Below are 19210 nucleotides of genomic sequence, written 5' to 3' on the forward strand. Positions count from 1 at the left end.
TTACCCGATCAATTTCGAGATGCAGGAAAGCGACAAGTAGAGATAACACCGATGAGCATATGTCTGTATGTGATTCAGGTGCACGAACGTCGCTAACACGCCTGGGTTTGAAAATGATGGGGCATATCATGCTAGCCACGGTAGGGCTGCCATAGCTTTGCCGTCGTTAGCACCTTTACACTTCTATACTTACCTCTCCTTGAATTGCTTCGCTGCGGCCCTTATATCAACGGTATCTTAAGATGCTTATTTTTAGAACAGCAGTAGCCTTTTGAAATAAGTGAATTTTTTAGCTAATGCAGAGTCTGAATCTACAATAGGTCTGTAGCAGCCATCCACCCGATTCATTCACCGTTAGGTATTGAGAGAGTTTAATTCAATGAAGAAAAAATCATTATTTCTGAGTGCGCTGGCATTGAGTGTCAGCTTAGGCCTCGCGTCTGTTCCTATGGTGAACGCAGCAGCAATTCCAGCAGCCGTAACTGGGCAAGCAGTGCCAAGTCTGGCTCCTATGCTAGAAAAAGTATTGCCTGCGGTCGTCAGTGTTCACGTCTCTGGTACTCAAGCACAACCGCAACGTTTGCCAGAAGAGTTTAAATTTTTCTTCGGCCCAAATGCACCAACCGGCAAAGAGAGTAACCGCCCATTTGAAGGTTTAGGGTCTGGCGTCATCATTAATGCTGAAAAAGGCTATGTGCTGACGAACAACCACGTTATCAATAACGCGGATAAAATTCGTGTTCAGCTTAACGATGGCCGTGAATATGATGCCAAACTGCTCGGGCGTGATGAACAAACCGATATCGCATTATTACAATTGACCGATGCCAAAAATCTGACCGCCATCAAAATGGCTGACTCAGATAACCTGCGGGTTGGTGATTTTGCCGTCGCAGTAGGTAACCCATTTGGTCTGGGGCAAACCGCAACCTCAGGGATTATTTCTGCCCTTGGGCGCAGTGGCCTGAATCTGGAAGGGTTGGAAAACTTTATTCAGACCGATGCCTCTATCAACCGAGGAAACTCGGGTGGCGCGCTGGTTAACCTAAATGGCGAATTGATTGGGATTAACACCGCAATTCTGGCACCGGGTGGCGGTAATATCGGTATCGGCTTTGCCATCCCGAGCAATATGGCGCAAAACCTTAGCCAGCAACTGATTGAGTTCGGTGAAGTGAAGCGCGGCCTGCTAGGTATTCGCGGCAGTGAAATGACCGCCGACATGGCGAAAGCCTTTAATATTGATGCTCAACGTGGGGCATTTGTCAGCGAAGTTATGCCAAAATCAGCCGCCTCTAAAGCCGGAATTAAAGCCGGTGACGTGCTGGTATCCGTGGACGGCAAGCCTATCAGCAGCTTTGCTGAGTTGCGCGCCAAAGTGGGAACCACCGGGCCGGGTAAAGCCATTAAAGTTGGGTTATTACGTGATGGGAAGCCACTGGATGTCACGGTAACATTGGAAAACAGCAGCCCAACATCCACCAGCGCAGATACCTTGTCGCCCGCATTGCAAGGTGCATCCTTGAGTAATGGCGAAATCAAAGGTGGCAGCAAAGGTGTCAAAGTTGAGAGCGTGGCGAAAGGCTCACCTGCCGCGCAATCTGGCTTGCAGAAAGACGATGTCATTATTGCCGTCAACCGTGTGCGGGTTCAGGACATCACCGAGTTGCGTAAAGCTATCGAGGCGAAACCTGCGGTCATTGCACTGAATGTTGTGCGCGGTGGCGAGAATATTTATCTGTTAATACGTTAATTTGCATAAAAATCGGACACAGCACAATGCTGTGTCCGCCAAACTCATGCTATCCTCGCGTTATCTAATCATTAATGCCATAAACTTCATGTTTCTTAAGCTATTGCGTTCTATTATTTTGGGGCTAATTGTTGCTGGTATCTTGCTGGTCGCAATACCTATGCTCCGTAGTCCGGGTCACTTTTTTTCCGGTAAGACCAATAGCCTTGATGAAGAAGTTCCGGTCAGTTATAACCAGGCGGTACGCCGCGCCGCGCCGGCAGTGGTTAATGTCTATAATCGCAGCCTAAGCCCAACACAAGAAGGCTTAGCCATCCGGACATTAGGCTCTGGTGTCATCATGAGTGACAAAGGTTATATTCTTACTAATAAGCACGTTATCAATAATGCTGAACAGATTATTGTGGCGTTACAAAATGGCCGTGTATCTGAAGCATTGCTGGTCGGCTCAGACAATCTGACTGATTTAGCGGTGTTAAAAATTGATGTAACAAACCTCCCCGTCATTCCCATCAATATTAATCGTGCACCTCATATAGGTGATGTCGTGCTGGCAATCGGTAACCCCTACAATCTTGGCCAGACAGTGACTCAGGGGATTATCAGTGCCACTGGGCGTATTGGTTTAAGTGATTCCGGACGACAAAATTTCCTTCAAACAGATGCTTCAATCAATCAGGGTAATTCTGGCGGTGCGCTGGTGAATACTTTGGGTGAACTGATGGGAATTAACACTTTATCCTTCGACAAAAGCAGCAACGGCGAAACGCCGGAAGGTATTGGGTTTGCGATTCCTACTGCACTGGCAACCAAGGTGATGGAAAAACTGATTCGTGATGGGCGGGTTATCCGTGGCTATATCGGCATTACCGGCGAGGAATATCCACCATTCAATGCCAGCGGTAATGGTTCTGATCGTATTCATGGCATTAAAGTGAATAAAATATCGCCTAACGGGCCGGCAGCAAATGCTGATTTACAAGTGGGTGATATTATTTTGAGCGTGAATAACAAACCCGCGACATCCGTGATAGAAACTATGGATCAGGTGGCAGAGATCCGCCCAGGAACCACAATTCCGGTGCTGCTGCTACGTAATGGTCAGCAAATCACTGCCCAAATTACTATTACTGAATTAGATCAAAATGAAGTCCTGGGCCAACAACCTGCGCCGCAGTGATTATCCTCAACTGAGCGGTAATATCGCCTTCAATATTTTTATTATCACCATAAAAAATGCCAGTCTGAAATTACAGACTGGCATTTTTTTGATGTGATATCAGCGGCTTTCTGCCCAACACCCTTGAAGCTTCTGGTTGCTAACCTACTCATCCCGCAAGCTGCACAGTGCGAATAGCGCTAATTTCCTGAAACATCAATGAATAAGGACGTTTACTCGCCTTTCACACGCTCAATTTTGGCACCTAGCGCGCGCAATTTATCTTCGATACCTTCATACCCGCGATCGATATGATAAATACGGTCAACAATAGTTACGCCATCAGCAATACAACCGGCCAATACCAAGCTGGCAGAAGCACGTAAATCTGTTGCCATGACCTGTGCGCCAGACAGTTGCTCAACACCATAGCAAATCACGGTATTGCTCTCGATTTCTGCATGTGCGCCCATACGAATCAGCTCAGGAACATGCATAAACCGGTTTTCAAATATAGTTTCAGTGATAACACCAGTGCCTTCAGCCACCAAATTCAATAAGCTGAATTGCGCCTGCATATCAGTCGGGAAACCAGGATGTGGCGCGGTACGCAGTGTCACAGCTTTAGGCCGCTGACCATGCATATCCAGACTTATCCAATCTTCACCGATTTCAATGTCAGCACCGGCTTCACGTAGCTTAGCCAACACCGCATCCAGCGTATCAGGGCGAGTCTGACGACAAACCACTTTACCGCCAGAAACGGCCGCAGCAACCAAGAAAGTACCGGTTTCAATACGGTCTGGCAGCACACGATAAACACCACCGCCTAAGCGAGCAACACCTTCGATAGTAATACGATCACTACCCGCACCAGTGATTTTAGCACCCAGCGTATTTAGGAAATTAGCCGTATCGACAATTTCTGGTTCGCGGGCGGCGTTTTCAATCACCGTGGTGCCTTCAGCCAATGTAGCAGCACTCATGATGGTCACGGTTGCGCCAACACTGACTTTGTCCATCACGATATGCGCCGCTTTCAGGCGACCATTAACCGACGCTTTGACATAGCCTTCTTCCAGTTTGATTTCAGCACCCAGCTGTTCTAAGCCGGTAATATGCAAATCGACCGGACGCGCGCCAATAGCACAGCCACCCGGTAAAGAAACTTGCCCTTTACCAAAACGTGCCACCAGCGGCCCCAATGCCCAAATAGAGGCCCGCATGGTTTTAACCAAATCATAAGGCGCGCAAAATTCATCTACACCGCTGGCATCGACAAAAACAGAACCTGAAGCATCACGTTCAATTTTAGTGCCTAATTGGTTAAGCAATTTAATGGTGGTATCAATGTCTTTTAGCTTTGGGACATTTTGCAGCTCTACCGGGTCTTCAGCCAATAACGCCGCGAATAATATAGGTAATGCGGCGTTTTTCGCTCCGGAAATAGTGACCTCACCACTTAGGCGAGTCCGCCCCTGCACACGAAACTTATCCATTGTGACCACTCTCTGTTGTCAAATTCGAATTCACTGCCCGCTTTAGAGGCTACCTACCGATAGGCAAAACTCTGGAGCCAACAGCATTAAAAGCCGTTTAGTTTGCGATCCCGCTGCCACTCTTGTGGCGTATAAGCCTTGATAGACAAGGCATGAATGCGGTTATCAGCGATATATTCCATCAAAGGCGCATACACGGCCTGCTGTTTTTTCACCCGGCTCATGTCGGCAAATAACTCACCCACTGCAATCACCTGAAAGTGGCTGCCTTCACCGGTAACATGTACTTCTTGTAATGCCAATGCTCGCATCAGCACGTCTTTAATTTCGGAAGTATCCATAAGATTCATTCTATTTTAAGAGGATAGTAATCAGTTGAACATATTAGTGGAATCCGGCTTTCTCTGAAACTAAAGAAAAGCCCCTGTGTTGCTATTAGGCTCAGGGGCTTGAAAACTTTAGTTTTTTTACTTTGGATATAAACGACACCAAAAGGCGTTGACTTAACTCCAATAGCTAAGCGCTGGCGGTTTCCACCGGGATGATTTGCTGAAGATTATACAGCTCAATCAGGGTTGATAACCTATCACTGACACCTGTAATAGTGAGTGTGACACCCTGTTTGCTCCGTAGTTCGCGAAAGTGAACCAGTAGTGCCAGTCCGGATGAATCAACGCGCTGTAACTGGCTGACATCAATGCAGGTTTTATCCGCCAATAATGCTTCACGTTGTTGCCACAGTGGTAACAAGGTTTCACGATCTAATTCACCTTGCAGCACCAGCGTTTCCTGCTGCGACTGCCAGCTCAGTTCATCCGTCATAATATCCATCATTACTGTTTATCTAACGTTATTGGCTGTTTCGCCGCGATCAACAGCTGCTGGGTCAAGCCATCAACCCCTTTCTGACGCAGGATTGACGCCCACTCATTTTGCTTGGTGCTTATCATGCTGACCCCTTCGGCTATCATGTCATAGGCCTGCCAGGCACCTGTTTGACTGTTTTTACGCCATTGGAAATCTAACCGCACCGGTGGGCGACCATTGGGGTCAAAAATAGTGACGCGGATGGCGACAATATTGGCATCACCCAGCGGTTGGTCTGGCGCGACGTCATAAGTTTGGCCGTGGTACAACGCCAATGCCTGGCCATAAGCTTGCTCCAGATATTGAGTGAAGGCATTAAAATAGGCCTCACGCTGTGCTGGGGTGGCGGCTTTGTAATAGCTGCCCAAAACCAGTGCCCCGGCATATTTAACTTGGACGAACGGCAGCAGCTCTTCGCGCACGATGGTGCGCAGATAGTCTGGATTCTGTTTAATCTTTGGTTGTTCAGTTTTCAGGCGCGTAAATGTTCTTTTCGCTGCTTCATCCATTAAACGGTAAGGATTTGTTTGATCGACAGCATTTGCCAGGGGTGCAACCACCAACAACGCGACCATAAGTAAACGTTTAAACATTCAAATACCCTCTTTAAGGATGTTGGGCCGCAGGTAAACTGCCGCTTGCTGCCGGCTCAGGTGCCGCAACGGTTGGCGCTGCGGGTTCATTAGCCGGAGCACCAGAATTACCATCACCGCCACTTTTGTACAAGAACTGGCCGATAAGATCTTCCAGCACTAATGCAGATTTCGTGTCTTGAATAACACCGTCGTTTTTCAGGATACCGGTGCCCATTTCTGGATCTTCAAAGCCAACATTCAATGCTAAGAACTGTTCACCTAACAAACCGGAAGTGCGCACCGCTAAGGAACTGGTGTCCGGAATATGGTCATAACGTTGCTGAATATCCATCGCCACACGTGGGCTGTAATTTTGGGTATCCAGAGTTATTCCTGCCACCCGCCCGACGACAACACCACCAATTTTGACTGGCGAATTGGTTTTCAGGCCGCCAATATTGTCAAAGGTTGCGTAAATCCGGTAAGTCGGCTGGTTGCCTACTGATTTGATATCCGCAACTTTTAGGCAGAGAAATACGACAGCCAGAATAGCAATCAGTATAAATAAACCTACCCAAACTTCACTTTTCTTCGTTTGCATCGACTCAGTTCCCAAACATCAGTGCTGTCAGCACAAAATCTAATCCCAATACTGCCAGTGATGAATGCACCACAGTACGGGTCGTCGCCCGGCTAATCCCTTCAGATGTGGGGATCGCATCATAACCATTGAATAGCGCAATCCAGGTCACGGTAATAGCAAATACCAAGCTCTTAATCAGGCAATTCAGTAAATCCGTACGCCATTCAACGGCGTTTTGCATCGCTGACCAGAAGAAGCCGCCATCAATGCCTTTCCAGTCGACACCCACGACAGCGCCACCCCAAATACCTACAGCGACAAAGATAGCTGTCAATAATGGCATGCTGATAAGACCGGCCCAAAACCGAGGGGCAACAACCCGTCGCAAGGGGTCGATGGCCATCATTTCCAGGCTAGAAATCTGCTCAGTGGCTTTCATCAGGCCGATTTCTGCCGTCAACGCAGAACCGGCACGACCGGCAAATAACAATGCCGTCACGACCGGCCCTAACTCACGTAGCAGTGATAAAGCGACCATCATGCCCAGACTGGCTTCCGCACTGTAAGTGGTGAGGATCAAAAAGCCCTGCAACCCCAAAACCATGCCGATAAACAGACCAGAAACCACAATAATCAGTAAGGATTGCACCCCAACGCTATACAGCTGTTTGACCAATAATGGCCATTGTTTTCGCGGTTCAGGTCGCCCGACCAAGGCATTGAATAGCATTAAACCTGCGCGACCAAAGGATGCGCAGACCTTAATTCCCCGGCGACCTAAAGACGCTAACGCCTGTACTAACATGAATACTCCATCAGCTTATATCCTTCGCACTTGACGTTGCAGCCGTGTTTGCGGCAAGACTTACCCGCATCACTGATTTAAGCATCCTCAGCGGAATACGCCCGCGAGTTGCCTACCGGCAACGCCAATTACCTTGGGTCTAACAGCTCAGTTTTATAATCCCCTGCCGGGAAACGGAAAGGCACCGGCCCATCGGCAATACCATCAAGGAACTGGCGCACTCGCCTATCGTCATTAGATTGTAACTGCTCAGGGGTGCCTTCAGCGATAACATGTTGATCAGCAACAATATAAGCATAATCAGCAATACTTAACACCTCAGGTACATCATGGGAAACCACCACACAGGTGACCCCCAGAGCATGATTCAGTTCATCAATCAGCTTTACCAAGACGCCCATAGTAATAGGATCCTGACCAACAAAAGGCTCATCGAACATAATTAATTCTGGATCCAGGGCTATTGCCCGCGCCAATGCCGCACGGCGCGCCATACCGCCGGAAAGCTCGGCAGGCATCAAGTTGGCGGCCCCCCGTAGCCCCACGGCTTCTAACTTCATCATTACCGTGCTGTGCAGTAGCTCCTCCGGTAAATGACTATGTTCACGTAATGGAAAAGCCACGTTCTCAAACACAGTTAAATCGGTAAATAGCGCACCAGATTGAAATAACATGCTCATTTTCTTGCGCACATCATACAAACGCTGGCGTGAAAGCGTTGGAATATTATCGCCATCAAACCAGATTTCGCCGGCATCGGGTGCCAGTTGCCCACCAATCAGACGCAACAATGTGGTTTTACCAATCCCTGAAGGCCCCATAATCGCAGTCACTTTACCGCGCGGAACCGTCATATTGATATCGGCAAAAATCGGACGCTCACCACGGGTAAAACTCATCCCGCGGATCTCTATTAAATTCGGCGCCAGTTGGTTCATTATCATTCGTCCCTTAGGCCTTTGGGTACTCATACACCGCTAATGTTACAGCAAAAGACGGCAACGAGCGCAATTGGGAAGTATTCTGGCAACTTATTGGCACTTTTTCGTAGCCAAAGTTGCCATAAGTTTTACTTTTCCGGCACGCACAGTCAAAATTAGGGAGCAGCCAAAAAAAGCGTAAAGCATTTTTAGTGGTTTTTGCCAACGGATCGGGATTATACCTAATAAAGGACTCTGCATGTTTCTTGCAATAACACTATTAATCATTGGCTTGTTTTTACTCGTCTACGGCGCTGATAGATTAGTTTATGGCGCGGCGGTGTTATCTCGGTCTTTTGGTATCCCACCACTTATTATCGGGATGACCATCGTCGGTATTGGCACCTCGCTGCCGGAACTGATTGTCTCGGTCACTGCGGCGCTGAATAACCAAAACGATATGGCCGTCGGCAATGTGCTGGGCTCCAATATTACCAATCTATTATTGATTATTGGCGGTGCAGCGCTGATACGCCCGCTGACAGTGCGCTCTGAGATTTTACGCCGCGAGCTGCCCTTAATGTTAGTCGTGACCGTGCTCTGTGGTTTCCTGCTGATGGATAATCATCTCAGCCGTGGAGATGGGGTGATTTTGCTCTTCGCAGCAGCGGTCTTTATTGTCTTGATGCTCAAGATTGCCCGCCTGGCACACGCGGAAGGCAATGACATTCTGACTCGCGAACAGCTAGCTGAACTCCCACAGGACAGCAGCAATACCGTCGCATTATTGTGGTTGGTGCTGGCATTTATTATTTTACCCCTGTCCGCCAAAATGATTATCGACAATGCCACCGTCATTGCCAGAGTCGCGGGCGTCAGTGAACTGGTTATCGGGCTGACGGTCATTGCCATTGGCACCAGTTTACCGGAACTGGCCACGTTTATCGCCGGCGCGCTGAAAGGCGAAAATGATATGGCGGTTGGTAATATCATCGGCTCCAATATTTTTAACATTGTTATTGTGTTAGGCGTTCCCGCACTGCTATCGCCTGGGGATATCAACCCCGAAGCATTCCAACGTGATTATTGGGTCATGCTCGGTGTCAGTGTGGTATTCACCGTTCTTTGCATGGGGCGAAAACATAGAATCGGTCATATCGCGGGCGCTCTGTTATTATGCGCGTTTATCGCTTATCTCGCGGTGCTGTTTTGGGTACCCTTAAGCGCTGCGTAACTCATGTTGATTCAGCGGGAACCTAGTATGTCTTCTTTTAATTTACAGTCAGGTGTGAATTCACAGTTAGATGTTAATTCGCAATCAAATGTTAATTCGCAATCAGATGTTAATTCGCAATCAAATGTTAATTCACGACCAAAAGTAGATTTTCAGCAGGCGGGTAAACAGGTACTACAGATTGAGCGCGAAGGGCTGGCACAACTCAGTCAATATATAAATGACGACTTTGCCGCTGCCTGTGAGGCCATATTTAGCTGCCGTGGTAAAATTGTCGTGATGGGCATGGGGAAATCAGGCCATATTGGGTGCAAAATTGCCGCCACTTTTGCCAGCACTGGCACGCCATCATTTTTTGTCCACCCCGGCGAGGCCAGTCATGGCGATCTCGGCATGGTCACACCACAAGATATCGTGTTAGCCATCTCCAACTCGGGGGAGTCCAACGAAATTCTTGCGCTGATCCCCGTCCTGAAACGCCAAAAAATTCAGCTGATTTGTATGAGCAACAACCCGGAAAGTACCATGGGTAAAGCGGCTGATATTCATCTGTGCATTAAAGTCCCGCAAGAAGCTTGCCCGCTAGGCTTGGCCCCAACCACCAGCACCACGGCCACATTAGTGATGGGCGATGCCCTGGCCGTGGCTTTGCTACAGGCCAGAGGCTTTACACAGGAAGACTTTGCGCTCTCTCATCCCGGCGGCGCACTCGGGCGCAAGCTGCTATTACGCATTAGCGATATCATGCACACTGGCGATGACATCCCACATGTGAGTCCCGATGCATCGTTACGAGACGCATTACTGGAAATTACTCGGAAAAATCTGGGTTTGACCGTAATTTGTGACGATTTAATGATGATTAAAGGTATCTTTACCGATGGCGATTTACGCCGGGTATTTGATATGGGCGTGGACTTGAATCATGCAAAAATCACCGATGTGATGACCAGCGGCGGCATCCGGGTTCCCCCAACCATGTTGGCGGTTGATGCACTCAACTTAATGGAATCACGTCATATTACCGCCGTGTTGGTCGCTGATGGTGACAAGCTACTGGGTGTGGTGCATATGCACGACATGCTAAGAGCCGGCGTTGTTTAATGGTCTGGTATATTTAAGTCAGGTTAAAAACTGCTAACACCGCCGCAACCTCAAGAAGAAGAGGATGACCCAAAGTCATTGGGGTTGCAGCCCAGCAGCAAACAAGTGAATCCCAGTGATTCGGATGAAAAAGAGCTGCTAACACCGCTGCAACCTCAAGTAAGAAGGGTAAATTATGAATGGCACAGTATATCAAGACACATGCTATGGCCCTGTGGCTAACGGCGTTATAGAACGAGCGGCCAAGATTCGCTTATTGATCTGTGATGTTGATGGTGTAATGTCCGATGGCCTGATTTACATGGGTAATCACGGCGAAGAACTGAAAGCCTTCAATGTGCGGGATGGCTATGGTATCCGCTGCCTGATAACCTCAGGTATCGAAGTGGCTATTATTACCGGTCGCCGCGCAAAATTAGTGGAAGACCGTGCCACCACCTTAGGCATTACCCACCTTTATCAAGGGCAATCTGATAAGCTAGTCGCTTATAATGAGTTACTGACAGCATTAAAATGCCAGCCCGAACAAGTGGCTTACATTGGTGATGACTTGATTGATTGGCCAGTAATGGCCCAAGTTGGGCTATCAGTCGCCGTGGCGGATGCTCATCCATTGCTCATTCCCAAGGCGCATTATGTGACACAGATTAATGGCGGACGCGGTGCCGTACGCGAGATATGTGATTTGATATTATTGGCCCAAGATAAACTCGAAGGTGCCAAAGGATTGTCGATATGAGTAAAACAAGACTATGGATAACACTATCCTTAGCGCTAATTGCTTTAGCATTAATTGGCTGGAATATGTCAGGCTTTAATCAGCAAGACGCCCCCATCATCGCCGATGATAATGAACCCTCTTCACAGAGTCAGCATACTGTGACTGTGGTGTTTAATCCGATTGGGCAGCTAAATTATAAGTTAGTGGCAGAAGATGTTCAAAACTTCACAGCAAAAGAACTGACCTGGTTCACCAAACCGGTCATGACGATGTTTGATGAGAATGCGGTCGCCACTTGGACTGTACGGGCGGATCGCGCCAAACTGACCAATGATAAAATGCTGTATTTGTATGGGCATGTTGAGGTTGATAGCTTGACCCCAGATGCCCAATTACAAAAAATTAAAACCGATAACGCCCAGGTTAATTTGATCACTCAGGATGTATCCTCAGACGATGAAGTTACCCTCTTTGGTGTTGGATTTAGATCTAACGGCATGAAAATGCGTGGGAACTTGCGGGATAAAACCGCCGAGCTGATTGAAAAGGTTAAAACCTCTTATGAAATCCAAAAATAAAATTCGTCATTTTTTGCTAGCCAGCTCACTTTTAGCCGCAAGCTTGCCTGCATTGGCATTAACCGGCGACTCTGACCAACCGGTGCTGGTTGACTCGGTTAAACAAGCCTTAGACATGGCTGCGAATACCGTCACATTTACTGATAATGTGGTTATCAAGCAAGGCACGATTGAAATTAAAGCTGATAAAGTTGTGGTAACCCGTCCGGGTGGTGATCAAAACAAAATGGTTATCGAGGGTTTTGGTAATCCGGTCACGTTTTATCAAATGCAAGACAGCGGCAAACCGGTCAAAGGCCACGGGCAGAAACTGCGTTACGAAGTCGCTAACGATTTAGTTATCTTGACCGGTGATGCTTATCTGGAGCAGCTTGATAGCAATATCAAAGGCGACCGCATTACTTATTTAGTGAAAAAACAGCAGATGGAAGCCTTCAGTAATAAAGGCAATCGCGTGACAACCGTGCTGTTACCGTCCCAATTACAAGACAAAGGGCCAGCAGCATCAGGCCAAAAGAAGAGTAAGTAATCATTTATGGCAACATTAATCGCAGAAAAACTGGCTAAGGCGTATAAAGGCCGTAAAGTGGTCGAAGACGTCAGCCTGACAGTGAAATCCGGTGAAATTGTCGGTCTTCTTGGGCCCAATGGCGCAGGTAAAACCACCACTTTTTATATGGTCGTCGGCATTGTCCAGCGTGACGCCGGGCGTATTGTGATTGATGATGAAGATATCAGCCTCTTGCCGCTCCATGAACGCGCCCTGCGCGGGATTGGCTATTTACCGCAAGAAGCCTCCATTTTCCGCCGCCTGAGTGTCTTTAATAATCTGATGGCAGTGCTGGAAATCCGTAAAGATCTGACATCTGAACAGCGCCAGGAACGCGCTGATGAGTTAATGGAAGAGTTCCATATTACACATTTACGTGACAATCTAGGGCAATCGCTTTCCGGTGGTGAACGCCGCCGTGTTGAGATAGCCCGTGCACTGGCGGCAAATCCTAAGTTTATTTTGCTGGATGAGCCATTTGCCGGGGTTGACCCAATTTCTGTTATCGATATCAAAAAAATAATTGAGCATTTGCGCGACAGTGGTCTCGGCGTCTTGATTACCGACCATAACGTGCGCGAAACGTTAGACGTTTGTGAGCGGGCTTATATTGTAAGCCAAGGGCATTTAATCGCTCACGGCACACCACAGGAAATTTTGGCTGACGAACAAGTTAAGCGTGTTTATCTGGGTGAAGAATTCCGTCTTTAATCTTCTCTCACTAAAAACACGTCGTCATCCATTAAGGAAAATTGATACCGTATTATGAAGCAAGGTTTGCAACTCAAGTTCAGCCAACAACTGGCAATGACTCCCCAGCTACAGCAGGCTATTCGCCTATTGCAGCTTTCTACGCTTGAACTCCAGCAGGAGATTCAACTTGCGCTGGAGAGTAACCCCCTGCTTGAGCAAACTGATCTTCATGAAGAAATAGAGACAAAAGAAACGCCAGACAGTGAATCGCTCGATACCCGCGAAGCACTGGAACAAAAAGATATGCCGGAAGAATTGCCACTGGATGCCACTTGGGATGAAATTTATACCGCAGGCACGCCATCAGGAATGAGCAATGATTACAGTGATGATGAACTGCCGGTCTATCAAGGGGAAACCACCCAAACTCTGCAAGACTATCTCATGTGGCAAGTGGATTTGACCCCATTTTCAGAGACTGACGCGGCCATTGCGACCTCTATTGTCGATGCAGTCGATGAAACTGGCTATCTCACCGTCCCGCTAGAAGACATCCTCGAGAGCATGGGTAATGAGAACGTCGCACTCGACGAAGTAGAAGCCGTGCTCAAGCGGATACAGCACTTTGATCCTATTGGAGTTGCTGCTCGCAATTTGCGCGAATGTCTATTGGTGCAGTTGTCACAATATGCTAAAGATACCCCTTATCTTGCTGAAGCGCGCTTAGTCATTAGCGAATATCTGGATTTGCTAGGCAACCATGATTTCCGCACTATGATCCGCTTAAGTCGGCTAAAAGAAGATACACTTAAAGAAGCGATCGCCCTGATTCAATCGCTAGATCCCCGCCCTGGTCAATCGATCAATACCGGGGAGTCAGAATATGTCATTCCAGATGTTCTGGTACATAAAGACAAAGGGCGCTGGACGGTCGAGCTGAATGCCGATAGCATTCCACGCCTGAAAATTAACCAGCAGTATGCAGCAATGGGTAACAATACCCGCAATGATAGCGACGGGCAGTTTATCCGCAGCAATCTGCAAGAAGCAAAATGGTTGATAAAAAGCCTTGAAAGCCGCAATGAAACGCTGTTGAAAGTGGCGCGTTGCATTGTTGAACAGCAAGTGGCATTTTTTGAAAATGGCCCAGAATTTATGAAGCCCATGGTACTGGCAGACATTGCTCAGGCTGTGGATATGCATGAATCGACAATTTCCCGCGTGACTACGCAGAAATTCCTGCACAGTCCCCGGGGTATTTTCGAGCTGAAATATTTCTTCTCCAGCCACGTCAATACCGATAGCGGAGGTGAAGCTTCCTCTACCGCAATTCGTGCACTGGTGAAAAAATTGGTTGCGGCAGAAAACCCTGCCAAACCACTGAGTGACAGTAAGCTGACCACACTATTATGTGAACAAGGCATTATGGTGGCACGGCGAACCGTCGCTAAGTACCGAGAGTCGTTATCCATCCCGCCGTCAAATCAGCGTAAACAGTTGATTTGACCTGAACTGAGAAGGAAGAGACTATGCAGCTCAATATTACCGGACATCATGTTGAAATAACCGAAGCGTTACGCGAGTTTGTTACCGCTAAATTTGCCAAACTTGAGCAATATTTTGATCGAATTAACCAAGTGTATGTGGTTTTAAGTGTCGAAAAAGTAAAACAAATTGCAGAAGCCACGGTACATGTGAATGGAGGCGAGTTGCACGCAAGTTCAGAGCAGGAAGATATGTACGCCGCAATTGATATTTTGGTTGATAAACTGGCACGCCAGTTGAACAAACATAAAGATAAATTGAAACAACATTAAGAATCCTTGTATACCCAAAGGTTCAATACTCGCTACATAACCTGTACCCGCGGTGGAGTGAAAACTCCCTGCGGGTATCGGGTTTAAAACAGCGCTTAAGTGAAAGATGAGATGATCAACGATCCAGCATTGCAATTAAGCTCGGTATTAAATATCGAGTGCACCAAAAGTTCCGTACATTGCTCAAGTAAAAAACGGGCTTTGGAAATTATCAGCGAGTTAGCTGCCAAGCAGCTTAACCTATCCTCACAGATCGTTTTCGATGCTGTTTTAACCCGCGAACGTATGGGCAGCACCGGTATTGGTAGTGGTATCGCGATACCTCATGGCAAGTTGGAAGAAGATACACTGCGCGCTGTCGGCGTGTTTCTCCGCCTGGAACAGCCTATTGCCTTCGATGCCATTGATAATCAACCGGTTGACCTTTTATTTGCCTTGTTGGTTCCAGCAGATCAATGTAAAACTCACTTACACACTTTATCTTTAGTGGCCAAGCGATTAGCTGATAAAACAGTATGTCGTCGTCTACGTGCGGCACAAAGTGATGAAGAGCTTTATCAGATAATGACTGAATTACCGCCTGAAACGGCGTAATCGGGCGAAAGAACGTAGCTAACGCCCCTGCGGCTTCCAGTTACAAGGGCTACCCAAAGTCATTGGAGTTGCAGGTAGGCAGCAAGTGAATGAGTTCCAATGAGCTTACTCAAGTAAGTGATTTGGGCAAAAGAACGTAGCTAACACCCCTGCGGCTTCAAGGACGTAGGGTAAAATACAATAGGGGAGTCACTCACATGGTGCTGATGATTGTCAGCGGCCGTTCCGGTTCAGGGAAGTCTGTTGCTTTGCGCGCATTGGAAGATATGGGCTTTTATTGTGTTGATAACTTGCCTGTAGTTCTGTTGCCACAATTGGCGAGTACACTTGCTGATAGGAATATCTCTGCCGCGGTGAGTATTGACGTGCGCAATATGCCTGAATCTCCTGAGGTATTTGAACATGCCATGACTCAACTGCCGGACAGCTTTTCGCCGCAGTTGCTGTTTTTGGATGCTGATCGCAATACCCTGATTCGACGCTATAGTGATACCCGTCGTCTGCACCCGCTGTCGACCAAGAATCTGTCATTAGAGAGTGCTATTGATGAAGAGAGCATCCTGCTGGAGCCTTTGCGCTCACGGGCTGATCTGATTATCGATACCTCGGAAATGTCAGTGCATGAATTAGCTGAAATGCTGCGTACCCGTCTGTTGGGTAAACGTGAGCGCGAGCTGACAATGGTGTTTGAATCCTTCGGCTTTAAGCACGGCATTCCCATTGATGCAGATTATGTCTTCGACGTACGTTTCTTACCAAACCCACACTGGGATCCGAAATTACGCCCAATGACAGGTTTGGATAAGCCGGTTATCTCCTTCTTGGATCGCCACACTGAAGTACATAACTTTATTTATCAAACACGTAGCTATCTAGAACTGTGGCTGCCAATGCTGGAAACCAATAACCGCAGTTATCTTACTGTTGCCATTGGTTGCACCGGTGGTAAGCATCGTTCCGTCTATGTTGCCGAACAATTGGCCGATTATTTCCGCGCGCGCGGCAAAAATGTCCAATCACGTCATCGCACTCTGGAAAAGCGTAAATAATGACTGTCAAACAGACCGTTGAGATCAAAAACAAGTTGGGGATGCACGCCAGACCCGCCATGAAATTGTTCGAGCTGGTTCAGAGTTTTGATGCTGAAGTCATGTTACGTAATGACAGTGGTACTGAAGCCGAAGCCAGCAGTGTTATTGCACTGCTGATGCTCGATTCTGCCAAAGGCCGTCAAATTGAGGTCGAAGCCACCGGGCCTGATGAGATAAAAGCCCTGGCGGCAGTAATTGAGTTATTTAATTCAGGGTTTGATGAGGACTGAGGTTCACAGTTCATGATTGGATCTGGTAACTGCGAACACCAAAAAACATAACCAAAACTTACCCTAATTAAAGAGATTTAAAATCAAAACACACCAAGTAATCGTTTGCTAATGATAAAAAATGCAGCTTTCCCCCCTTGCAGAGAAATTACACACGCGTATAATTCGCCACAATTTGCCGGGAGAAATGATGAAAAGCCAAGTGCGTTTTGTTGAAAATGACCCTATTTATGGTCGACAAAATAACCTGCCAGTTGGCAGCCGGTTGCCATTCTTTCTCCCGTTGCTAAACCGATCCGGTAAAGCCCCTCATTGAGGGGCTTTTTTTTGTCCGCGGATCGGAGCCAAATTCAACATCATGACAACTGATTAAAAATGAAGGTAACCCGGGACCACGGGCAACCACAGAGGAGAGCGAAAATGGCCAACCCGTTGTATCACAAACATATAATCTCAATTAACGACTTATGTCGCGAAGAGCTGGAACTGGTACTGAGCACCGCCGCCAGTCTAAAAAGTCATCCGCAACCTGAGCTGTTAAAACATAAAGTGATCGCCAGTTGCTTTTTCGAAGCCTCCACCCGCACCCGTTTGTCATTTGAAACCTCGATTCACCGCTTAGGTGCCTCCGTCGTCGGTTTCTCTGACAGTAGCAACACCTCTTTGGGGAAAAAAGGGGAAACGCTGGCCGATACCATGTCAGTCATCAGCACCTATGTTGATGCCATTGTCATGCGCCACCCACAAGAAGGTGCTGCCCGCCTTGCTTCCCAGTTCTCCGGTAATGTACCCGTGGTCAATGCCGGTGACGGCGCAAATCAGCATCCAACCCAAACGCTGCTCGATTTATTCACGATTCAGGAAACACAAGGGCGGCTGGATAACATCAATATCGCCATGGTGGGTGACCTAAAATATGGCCGCACTGTGCATTCCCTGACCCAGGCGCTGGCAAAATTCAGCGGAAACCGCTTCTTCTTTATCGCCCCAGAGGCACTGGCAATGCCGGCGTATATCCTGCAAATGCTGGAAGAAAAAGGCATTGAATACAGCTTGCATGAAAGCATTGAGGAAGTGGTACCGGAGCTAGATATTCTGTATATGACTCGCGTACAAAAAGAGCGCCTTGACCCGTCAGAATATGCCAATGTCAAAGCACAATTTGTCTTACGTGCTGCTGATTTGGAAGGGGCTCGAGATAATCTTAAAGTGCTGCATCCACTGCCGCGTATTGATGAAATTACCACTGATGTCGACAAAACCCCTTACGCCTACTATTTCCAACAAGCAGGTAATGGGATTTTTGCACGTCAGGCGCTGCTGGCACTGGTCTTAAACCAAGAATTGGCTTTTTAAGGGGATTGAACATGACTCAGGATTACAAACTACAGGTTGAAGCGATTAAATGCGGTACCGTGATTGACCATATTCCGGCGCAAATCGGGTTCAAATTGTTATCATTGTTCAAACTGACCGCGACTGACCAACGCATTACTATCGGGCTGAATCTGCCATCGAAGCGCTCTGGCCGTAAAGATTTGATTAAAATAGAAAATACTTTCCTGACAGAGCAGCAGGCTAACCAACTGGCGATGTATGCGCCGGATGCAACCGTCAACCGCATTGATAACTACGAAGTGGTGAAGAAGCTCACCCTTAGCCTGCCAGAACATATCGACGCCGTCCTTACCTGCCCTAACAGCAACTGTATTAGTCATAATGAGCCGGTAGACTCCAGCTTCAAAGTGACCGCTAAACAAGGTGATATCTACCTTAAATGCAAATATTGTGAGAAAGAGTTCGAAAGTCAGGTGGTATTACAAATGGATTAAGTGCCGCTCCCGCCGGGCTAAAGCAAACTTAGTTCGAGCGGGTTGCTGTAATCTCCCCCATCTTTATAATGATGGTGATAATTACAATACTGCTTTCCACCGAACCTAAACCTAAATAAATTGGAGTCAACATGTCACGTATTATCAGCACTGAGCTTGCCCCTGCCGCCATTGGCCCTTATGTTCAAGGTGTTGATCTGGGCAATATGATCATGACTTCCGGCCAGATCCCGGTTGATCCAAAAACAGGTCTGGTTGCTGATGATGTTGCCGCTCAGGCGCGTCAGTCACTGGAAAATGTGAAAGCCATTGTCGAAGCTGCAGGTCTAAAAGTGGGCGATATCGTGAAAACCACGGTATTTGTGAAAGATCTGAATGATTTCAGTACCGTTAATGCCGCCTATGAAGCTTTCTTCACCGAACACAATGCGCCCTTCCCAGCGCGCTCATGTGTTGAAGTTGCCCGTCTGCCAAAAGATGTCAAAATTGAAATTGAAGCTATCGCGGTACGTCGTTAATTCTGATGTGATTGCGCCATACCCTAGCTATCGGTGTTGCAGCCACGCGACAATACCGAGTTAGCTGGGTAACAACGGCTGGTACTT

24 protein-coding genes are annotated in these 19210 nt (G+C 47.6%); 17 read left to right on the top strand and 7 right to left on the bottom strand.

What is annotated here, in order from left to right:
* The first annotated feature begins 379 nt into the window (after positions 1-379).
* Together degQ and degS are read left to right on the top strand one after the other, a co-directional pair.
* On the top strand, positions 380-1753 hold the full coding sequence (gene degQ / locus YROHD0001_RS07930; RefSeq protein ID WP_004714935.1) for a serine endoprotease DegQ: 1374 nt from the start codon (positions 380-382) through the stop codon (positions 1751-1753).
* An 88-nt stretch (positions 1754-1841) separates the two neighbouring features.
* Positions 1842-2933 carry an outer membrane-stress sensor serine endopeptidase DegS gene (gene degS / locus YROHD0001_RS07925; RefSeq protein ID WP_004714936.1) on the top strand — a complete coding sequence of 364 codons (1092 nt, stop codon included), beginning with the start codon at positions 1842-1844 and terminating at the stop codon, positions 2931-2933.
* Between the two features lie 212 nt (positions 2934-3145).
* On the opposite strand, the gene murA is transcribed toward degS, so the two are convergent.
* The 7 genes from murA to mlaF all read right to left on the bottom strand — a co-directional run bounded on the left by murA (position 3146) and on the right by mlaF (position 8179).
* Positions 3146-4411 carry a UDP-N-acetylglucosamine 1-carboxyvinyltransferase gene (murA, locus tag YROHD0001_RS07920; RefSeq protein WP_004714938.1) on the bottom strand — a complete coding sequence of 422 codons (1266 nt, stop codon included), beginning with the start codon at positions 4409-4411 and terminating at the stop codon, positions 3146-3148.
* Positions 4412-4497: 86 nt separating this feature from the next.
* Positions 4498-4752 carry a BolA family iron metabolism protein IbaG gene (ibaG, locus tag YROHD0001_RS07915; protein ID WP_004714940.1) on the bottom strand — a complete coding sequence of 85 codons (255 nt, stop codon included), beginning with the start codon at positions 4750-4752 and terminating at the stop codon, positions 4498-4500.
* Positions 4753-4927: 175 nt separating this feature from the next.
* Entirely contained in the window at positions 4928-5233 is a 306-nt protein-coding gene (gene mlaB, locus YROHD0001_RS0117955; RefSeq protein WP_032817037.1) for a lipid asymmetry maintenance protein MlaB, read from the bottom strand.
* Positions 5234-5244: 11 nt separating this feature from the next.
* Positions 5245-5871, bottom strand: a complete 627-nt coding sequence (mlaC, locus tag YROHD0001_RS07910) for a phospholipid-binding protein MlaC (protein WP_004714941.1) — start codon at positions 5869-5871, stop codon at positions 5245-5247.
* A gap of 13 nt (positions 5872-5884) precedes the next feature.
* The gene (gene mlaD / locus YROHD0001_RS07905; RefSeq protein ID WP_004714942.1) at positions 5885-6454 is read right to left on the bottom strand and encodes an outer membrane lipid asymmetry maintenance protein MlaD; all 570 of its coding nucleotides are present in this window, start codon (positions 6452-6454) and stop codon (positions 5885-5887) included.
* A gap of 4 nt (positions 6455-6458) precedes the next feature.
* Positions 6459-7241, bottom strand: a complete 783-nt coding sequence (gene mlaE / locus YROHD0001_RS07900; RefSeq protein ID WP_004714943.1) for a lipid asymmetry maintenance ABC transporter permease subunit MlaE — start codon at positions 7239-7241, stop codon at positions 6459-6461.
* Positions 7242-7369: 128 nt separating this feature from the next.
* Positions 7370-8179 carry a phospholipid ABC transporter ATP-binding protein MlaF gene (mlaF, locus tag YROHD0001_RS07895; protein WP_004714945.1) on the bottom strand — a complete coding sequence of 270 codons (810 nt, stop codon included), beginning with the start codon at positions 8177-8179 and terminating at the stop codon, positions 7370-7372.
* 241 nt (positions 8180-8420) lie between these two features.
* Here mlaF and YROHD0001_RS07890 point away from each other — a divergent pair, with 241 nt between their 5' ends.
* The 15 genes from YROHD0001_RS07890 (at position 8421) to ridA (ending at position 19123) form a co-directional block, all read left to right on the top strand.
* Positions 8421-9395, top strand: a complete 975-nt coding sequence (locus YROHD0001_RS07890) for a calcium/sodium antiporter (RefSeq protein WP_004714946.1) — start codon at positions 8421-8423, stop codon at positions 9393-9395.
* Positions 9396-9422: 27 nt separating this feature from the next.
* Entirely contained in the window at positions 9423-10499 is a 1077-nt protein-coding gene (gene kdsD / locus YROHD0001_RS07885) for an arabinose-5-phosphate isomerase KdsD (protein ID WP_231586307.1), read from the top strand.
* Between the two features lie 175 nt (positions 10500-10674).
* Complete coding sequence (kdsC, locus tag YROHD0001_RS07880; RefSeq protein ID WP_004714949.1) at positions 10675-11238, top strand: 3-deoxy-manno-octulosonate-8-phosphatase KdsC; 564 nt, start codon at positions 10675-10677, stop codon at positions 11236-11238.
* Positions 11235-11798 (top strand): LPS export ABC transporter periplasmic protein LptC, encoded by a 564-nt coding sequence (gene lptC, locus YROHD0001_RS07875; RefSeq protein WP_032817007.1) that lies wholly within the window; start codon positions 11235-11237, stop codon positions 11796-11798. Before kdsC ends, lptC begins: the two co-directional genes overlap by 4 nt.
* Complete coding sequence (lptA, locus tag YROHD0001_RS07870) at positions 11782-12327, top strand: lipopolysaccharide ABC transporter substrate-binding protein LptA (protein ID WP_032817008.1); 546 nt, start codon at positions 11782-11784, stop codon at positions 12325-12327. The genes lptC and lptA overlap by 17 nt, the downstream gene beginning before the upstream one ends.
* Before the next feature lie 6 nt (positions 12328-12333).
* Entirely contained in the window at positions 12334-13059 is a 726-nt protein-coding gene (lptB, locus tag YROHD0001_RS07865) for an LPS export ABC transporter ATP-binding protein (RefSeq protein WP_004714952.1), read from the top strand.
* A gap of 54 nt (positions 13060-13113) precedes the next feature.
* A complete protein-coding gene (rpoN, locus tag YROHD0001_RS07860; protein ID WP_004714954.1) occupies positions 13114-14547 on the top strand; it encodes an RNA polymerase factor sigma-54 in 1434 nt (477 codons plus the stop codon).
* Positions 14548-14570: 23 nt separating this feature from the next.
* The gene (gene hpf, locus YROHD0001_RS07855; protein ID WP_004714955.1) at positions 14571-14858 is read left to right on the top strand and encodes a ribosome hibernation promoting factor; all 288 of its coding nucleotides are present in this window, start codon (positions 14571-14573) and stop codon (positions 14856-14858) included.
* A 111-nt stretch (positions 14859-14969) separates the two neighbouring features.
* Positions 14970-15452 carry a PTS IIA-like nitrogen regulatory protein PtsN gene (ptsN, locus tag YROHD0001_RS07850; RefSeq protein WP_032817009.1) on the top strand — a complete coding sequence of 161 codons (483 nt, stop codon included), beginning with the start codon at positions 14970-14972 and terminating at the stop codon, positions 15450-15452.
* Positions 15453-15649: 197 nt separating this feature from the next.
* Positions 15650-16501: an RNase adapter RapZ gene (gene rapZ / locus YROHD0001_RS07845; protein ID WP_004714959.1), complete on the top strand. Its 852-nt coding sequence runs from the start codon at positions 15650-15652 to the stop codon at positions 16499-16501.
* Positions 16501-16773, top strand: coding sequence for a PTS phosphocarrier protein NPr (gene npr, locus YROHD0001_RS0117960; RefSeq protein WP_032817011.1), 273 nt, complete (start codon positions 16501-16503; stop codon positions 16771-16773). Before rapZ ends, npr begins: the two co-directional genes overlap by 1 nt.
* A gap of 187 nt (positions 16774-16960) precedes the next feature.
* Entirely contained in the window at positions 16961-17089 is a 129-nt protein-coding gene (locus tag YROHD0001_RS20830) for a hypothetical protein (protein ID WP_268747533.1), read from the top strand.
* Positions 17090-17193: 104 nt separating this feature from the next.
* Positions 17194-18129: an aspartate carbamoyltransferase gene (gene pyrB / locus YROHD0001_RS07840; protein WP_004714963.1), complete on the top strand. Its 936-nt coding sequence runs from the start codon at positions 17194-17196 to the stop codon at positions 18127-18129.
* Positions 18130-18140: 11 nt separating this feature from the next.
* Positions 18141-18605 (top strand): aspartate carbamoyltransferase regulatory subunit, encoded by a 465-nt coding sequence (pyrI, locus tag YROHD0001_RS07835; protein WP_004714966.1) that lies wholly within the window; start codon positions 18141-18143, stop codon positions 18603-18605.
* Between the two features lie 131 nt (positions 18606-18736).
* A complete protein-coding gene (gene ridA / locus YROHD0001_RS07830) occupies positions 18737-19123 on the top strand; it encodes a 2-iminobutanoate/2-iminopropanoate deaminase (protein WP_004714968.1) in 387 nt (128 codons plus the stop codon).
* Positions 19124-19210: the final 87 nt, after the last annotated feature.

It is taken from the genome of Yersinia rohdei ATCC 43380, assembly GCF_000173775.1.
Taxonomy (GTDB): Bacteria; Pseudomonadota; Gammaproteobacteria; order Enterobacterales; family Enterobacteriaceae; genus Yersinia; species Yersinia rohdei.

Coding starts and splice junctions, on each gene's coding strand:
- ibaG (WP_004714940.1), bottom strand. CDS start 4,752: ATGGATACTTCCGAAATTAAAGACGTGCTGATGCGAGCATTGGCATTA.
- degS (WP_004714936.1), top strand. CDS start 1,842: ATGTTTCTTAAGCTATTGCGTTCTATTATTTTGGGGCTAATTGTTGCT.
- ptsN (WP_032817009.1), top strand. CDS start 14,970: ATGATCAACGATCCAGCATTGCAATTAAGCTCGGTATTAAATATCGAG.
- YROHD0001_RS07890 (WP_004714946.1), top strand. CDS start 8,421: ATGTTTCTTGCAATAACACTATTAATCATTGGCTTGTTTTTACTCGTC.
- kdsD (WP_231586307.1), top strand. CDS start 9,423: ATGTCTTCTTTTAATTTACAGTCAGGTGTGAATTCACAGTTAGATGTT.
- murA (WP_004714938.1), bottom strand. CDS start 4,411: ATGGATAAGTTTCGTGTGCAGGGGCGGACTCGCCTAAGTGGTGAGGTC.
- rpoN (WP_004714954.1), top strand. CDS start 13,114: ATGAAGCAAGGTTTGCAACTCAAGTTCAGCCAACAACTGGCAATGACT.
- ridA (WP_004714968.1), top strand. CDS start 18,737: ATGTCACGTATTATCAGCACTGAGCTTGCCCCTGCCGCCATTGGCCCT.
- mlaB (WP_032817037.1), bottom strand. CDS start 5,233: ATGACGGATGAACTGAGCTGGCAGTCGCAGCAGGAAACGCTGGTGCTG.
- pyrB (WP_004714963.1), top strand. CDS start 17,194: ATGGCCAACCCGTTGTATCACAAACATATAATCTCAATTAACGACTTA.
- rapZ (WP_004714959.1), top strand. CDS start 15,650: ATGGTGCTGATGATTGTCAGCGGCCGTTCCGGTTCAGGGAAGTCTGTT.
- mlaC (WP_004714941.1), bottom strand. CDS start 5,871: ATGTTTAAACGTTTACTTATGGTCGCGTTGTTGGTGGTTGCACCCCTG.
- degQ (WP_004714935.1), top strand. CDS start 380: ATGAAGAAAAAATCATTATTTCTGAGTGCGCTGGCATTGAGTGTCAGC.
- kdsC (WP_004714949.1), top strand. CDS start 10,675: ATGAATGGCACAGTATATCAAGACACATGCTATGGCCCTGTGGCTAAC.
- mlaD (WP_004714942.1), bottom strand. CDS start 6,454: ATGCAAACGAAGAAAAGTGAAGTTTGGGTAGGTTTATTTATACTGATT.
- lptC (WP_032817007.1), top strand. CDS start 11,235: ATGAGTAAAACAAGACTATGGATAACACTATCCTTAGCGCTAATTGCT.
- mlaE (WP_004714943.1), bottom strand. CDS start 7,241: ATGTTAGTACAGGCGTTAGCGTCTTTAGGTCGCCGGGGAATTAAGGTC.
- hpf (WP_004714955.1), top strand. CDS start 14,571: ATGCAGCTCAATATTACCGGACATCATGTTGAAATAACCGAAGCGTTA.
- mlaF (WP_004714945.1), bottom strand. CDS start 8,179: ATGAACCAACTGGCGCCGAATTTAATAGAGATCCGCGGGATGAGTTTT.
- YROHD0001_RS20830 (WP_268747533.1), top strand. CDS start 16,961: ATGATGAAAAGCCAAGTGCGTTTTGTTGAAAATGACCCTATTTATGGT.
- npr (WP_032817011.1), top strand. CDS start 16,501: ATGACTGTCAAACAGACCGTTGAGATCAAAAACAAGTTGGGGATGCAC.
- lptB (WP_004714952.1), top strand. CDS start 12,334: ATGGCAACATTAATCGCAGAAAAACTGGCTAAGGCGTATAAAGGCCGT.
- lptA (WP_032817008.1), top strand. CDS start 11,782: ATGAAATCCAAAAATAAAATTCGTCATTTTTTGCTAGCCAGCTCACTT.
- pyrI (WP_004714966.1), top strand. CDS start 18,141: ATGACTCAGGATTACAAACTACAGGTTGAAGCGATTAAATGCGGTACC.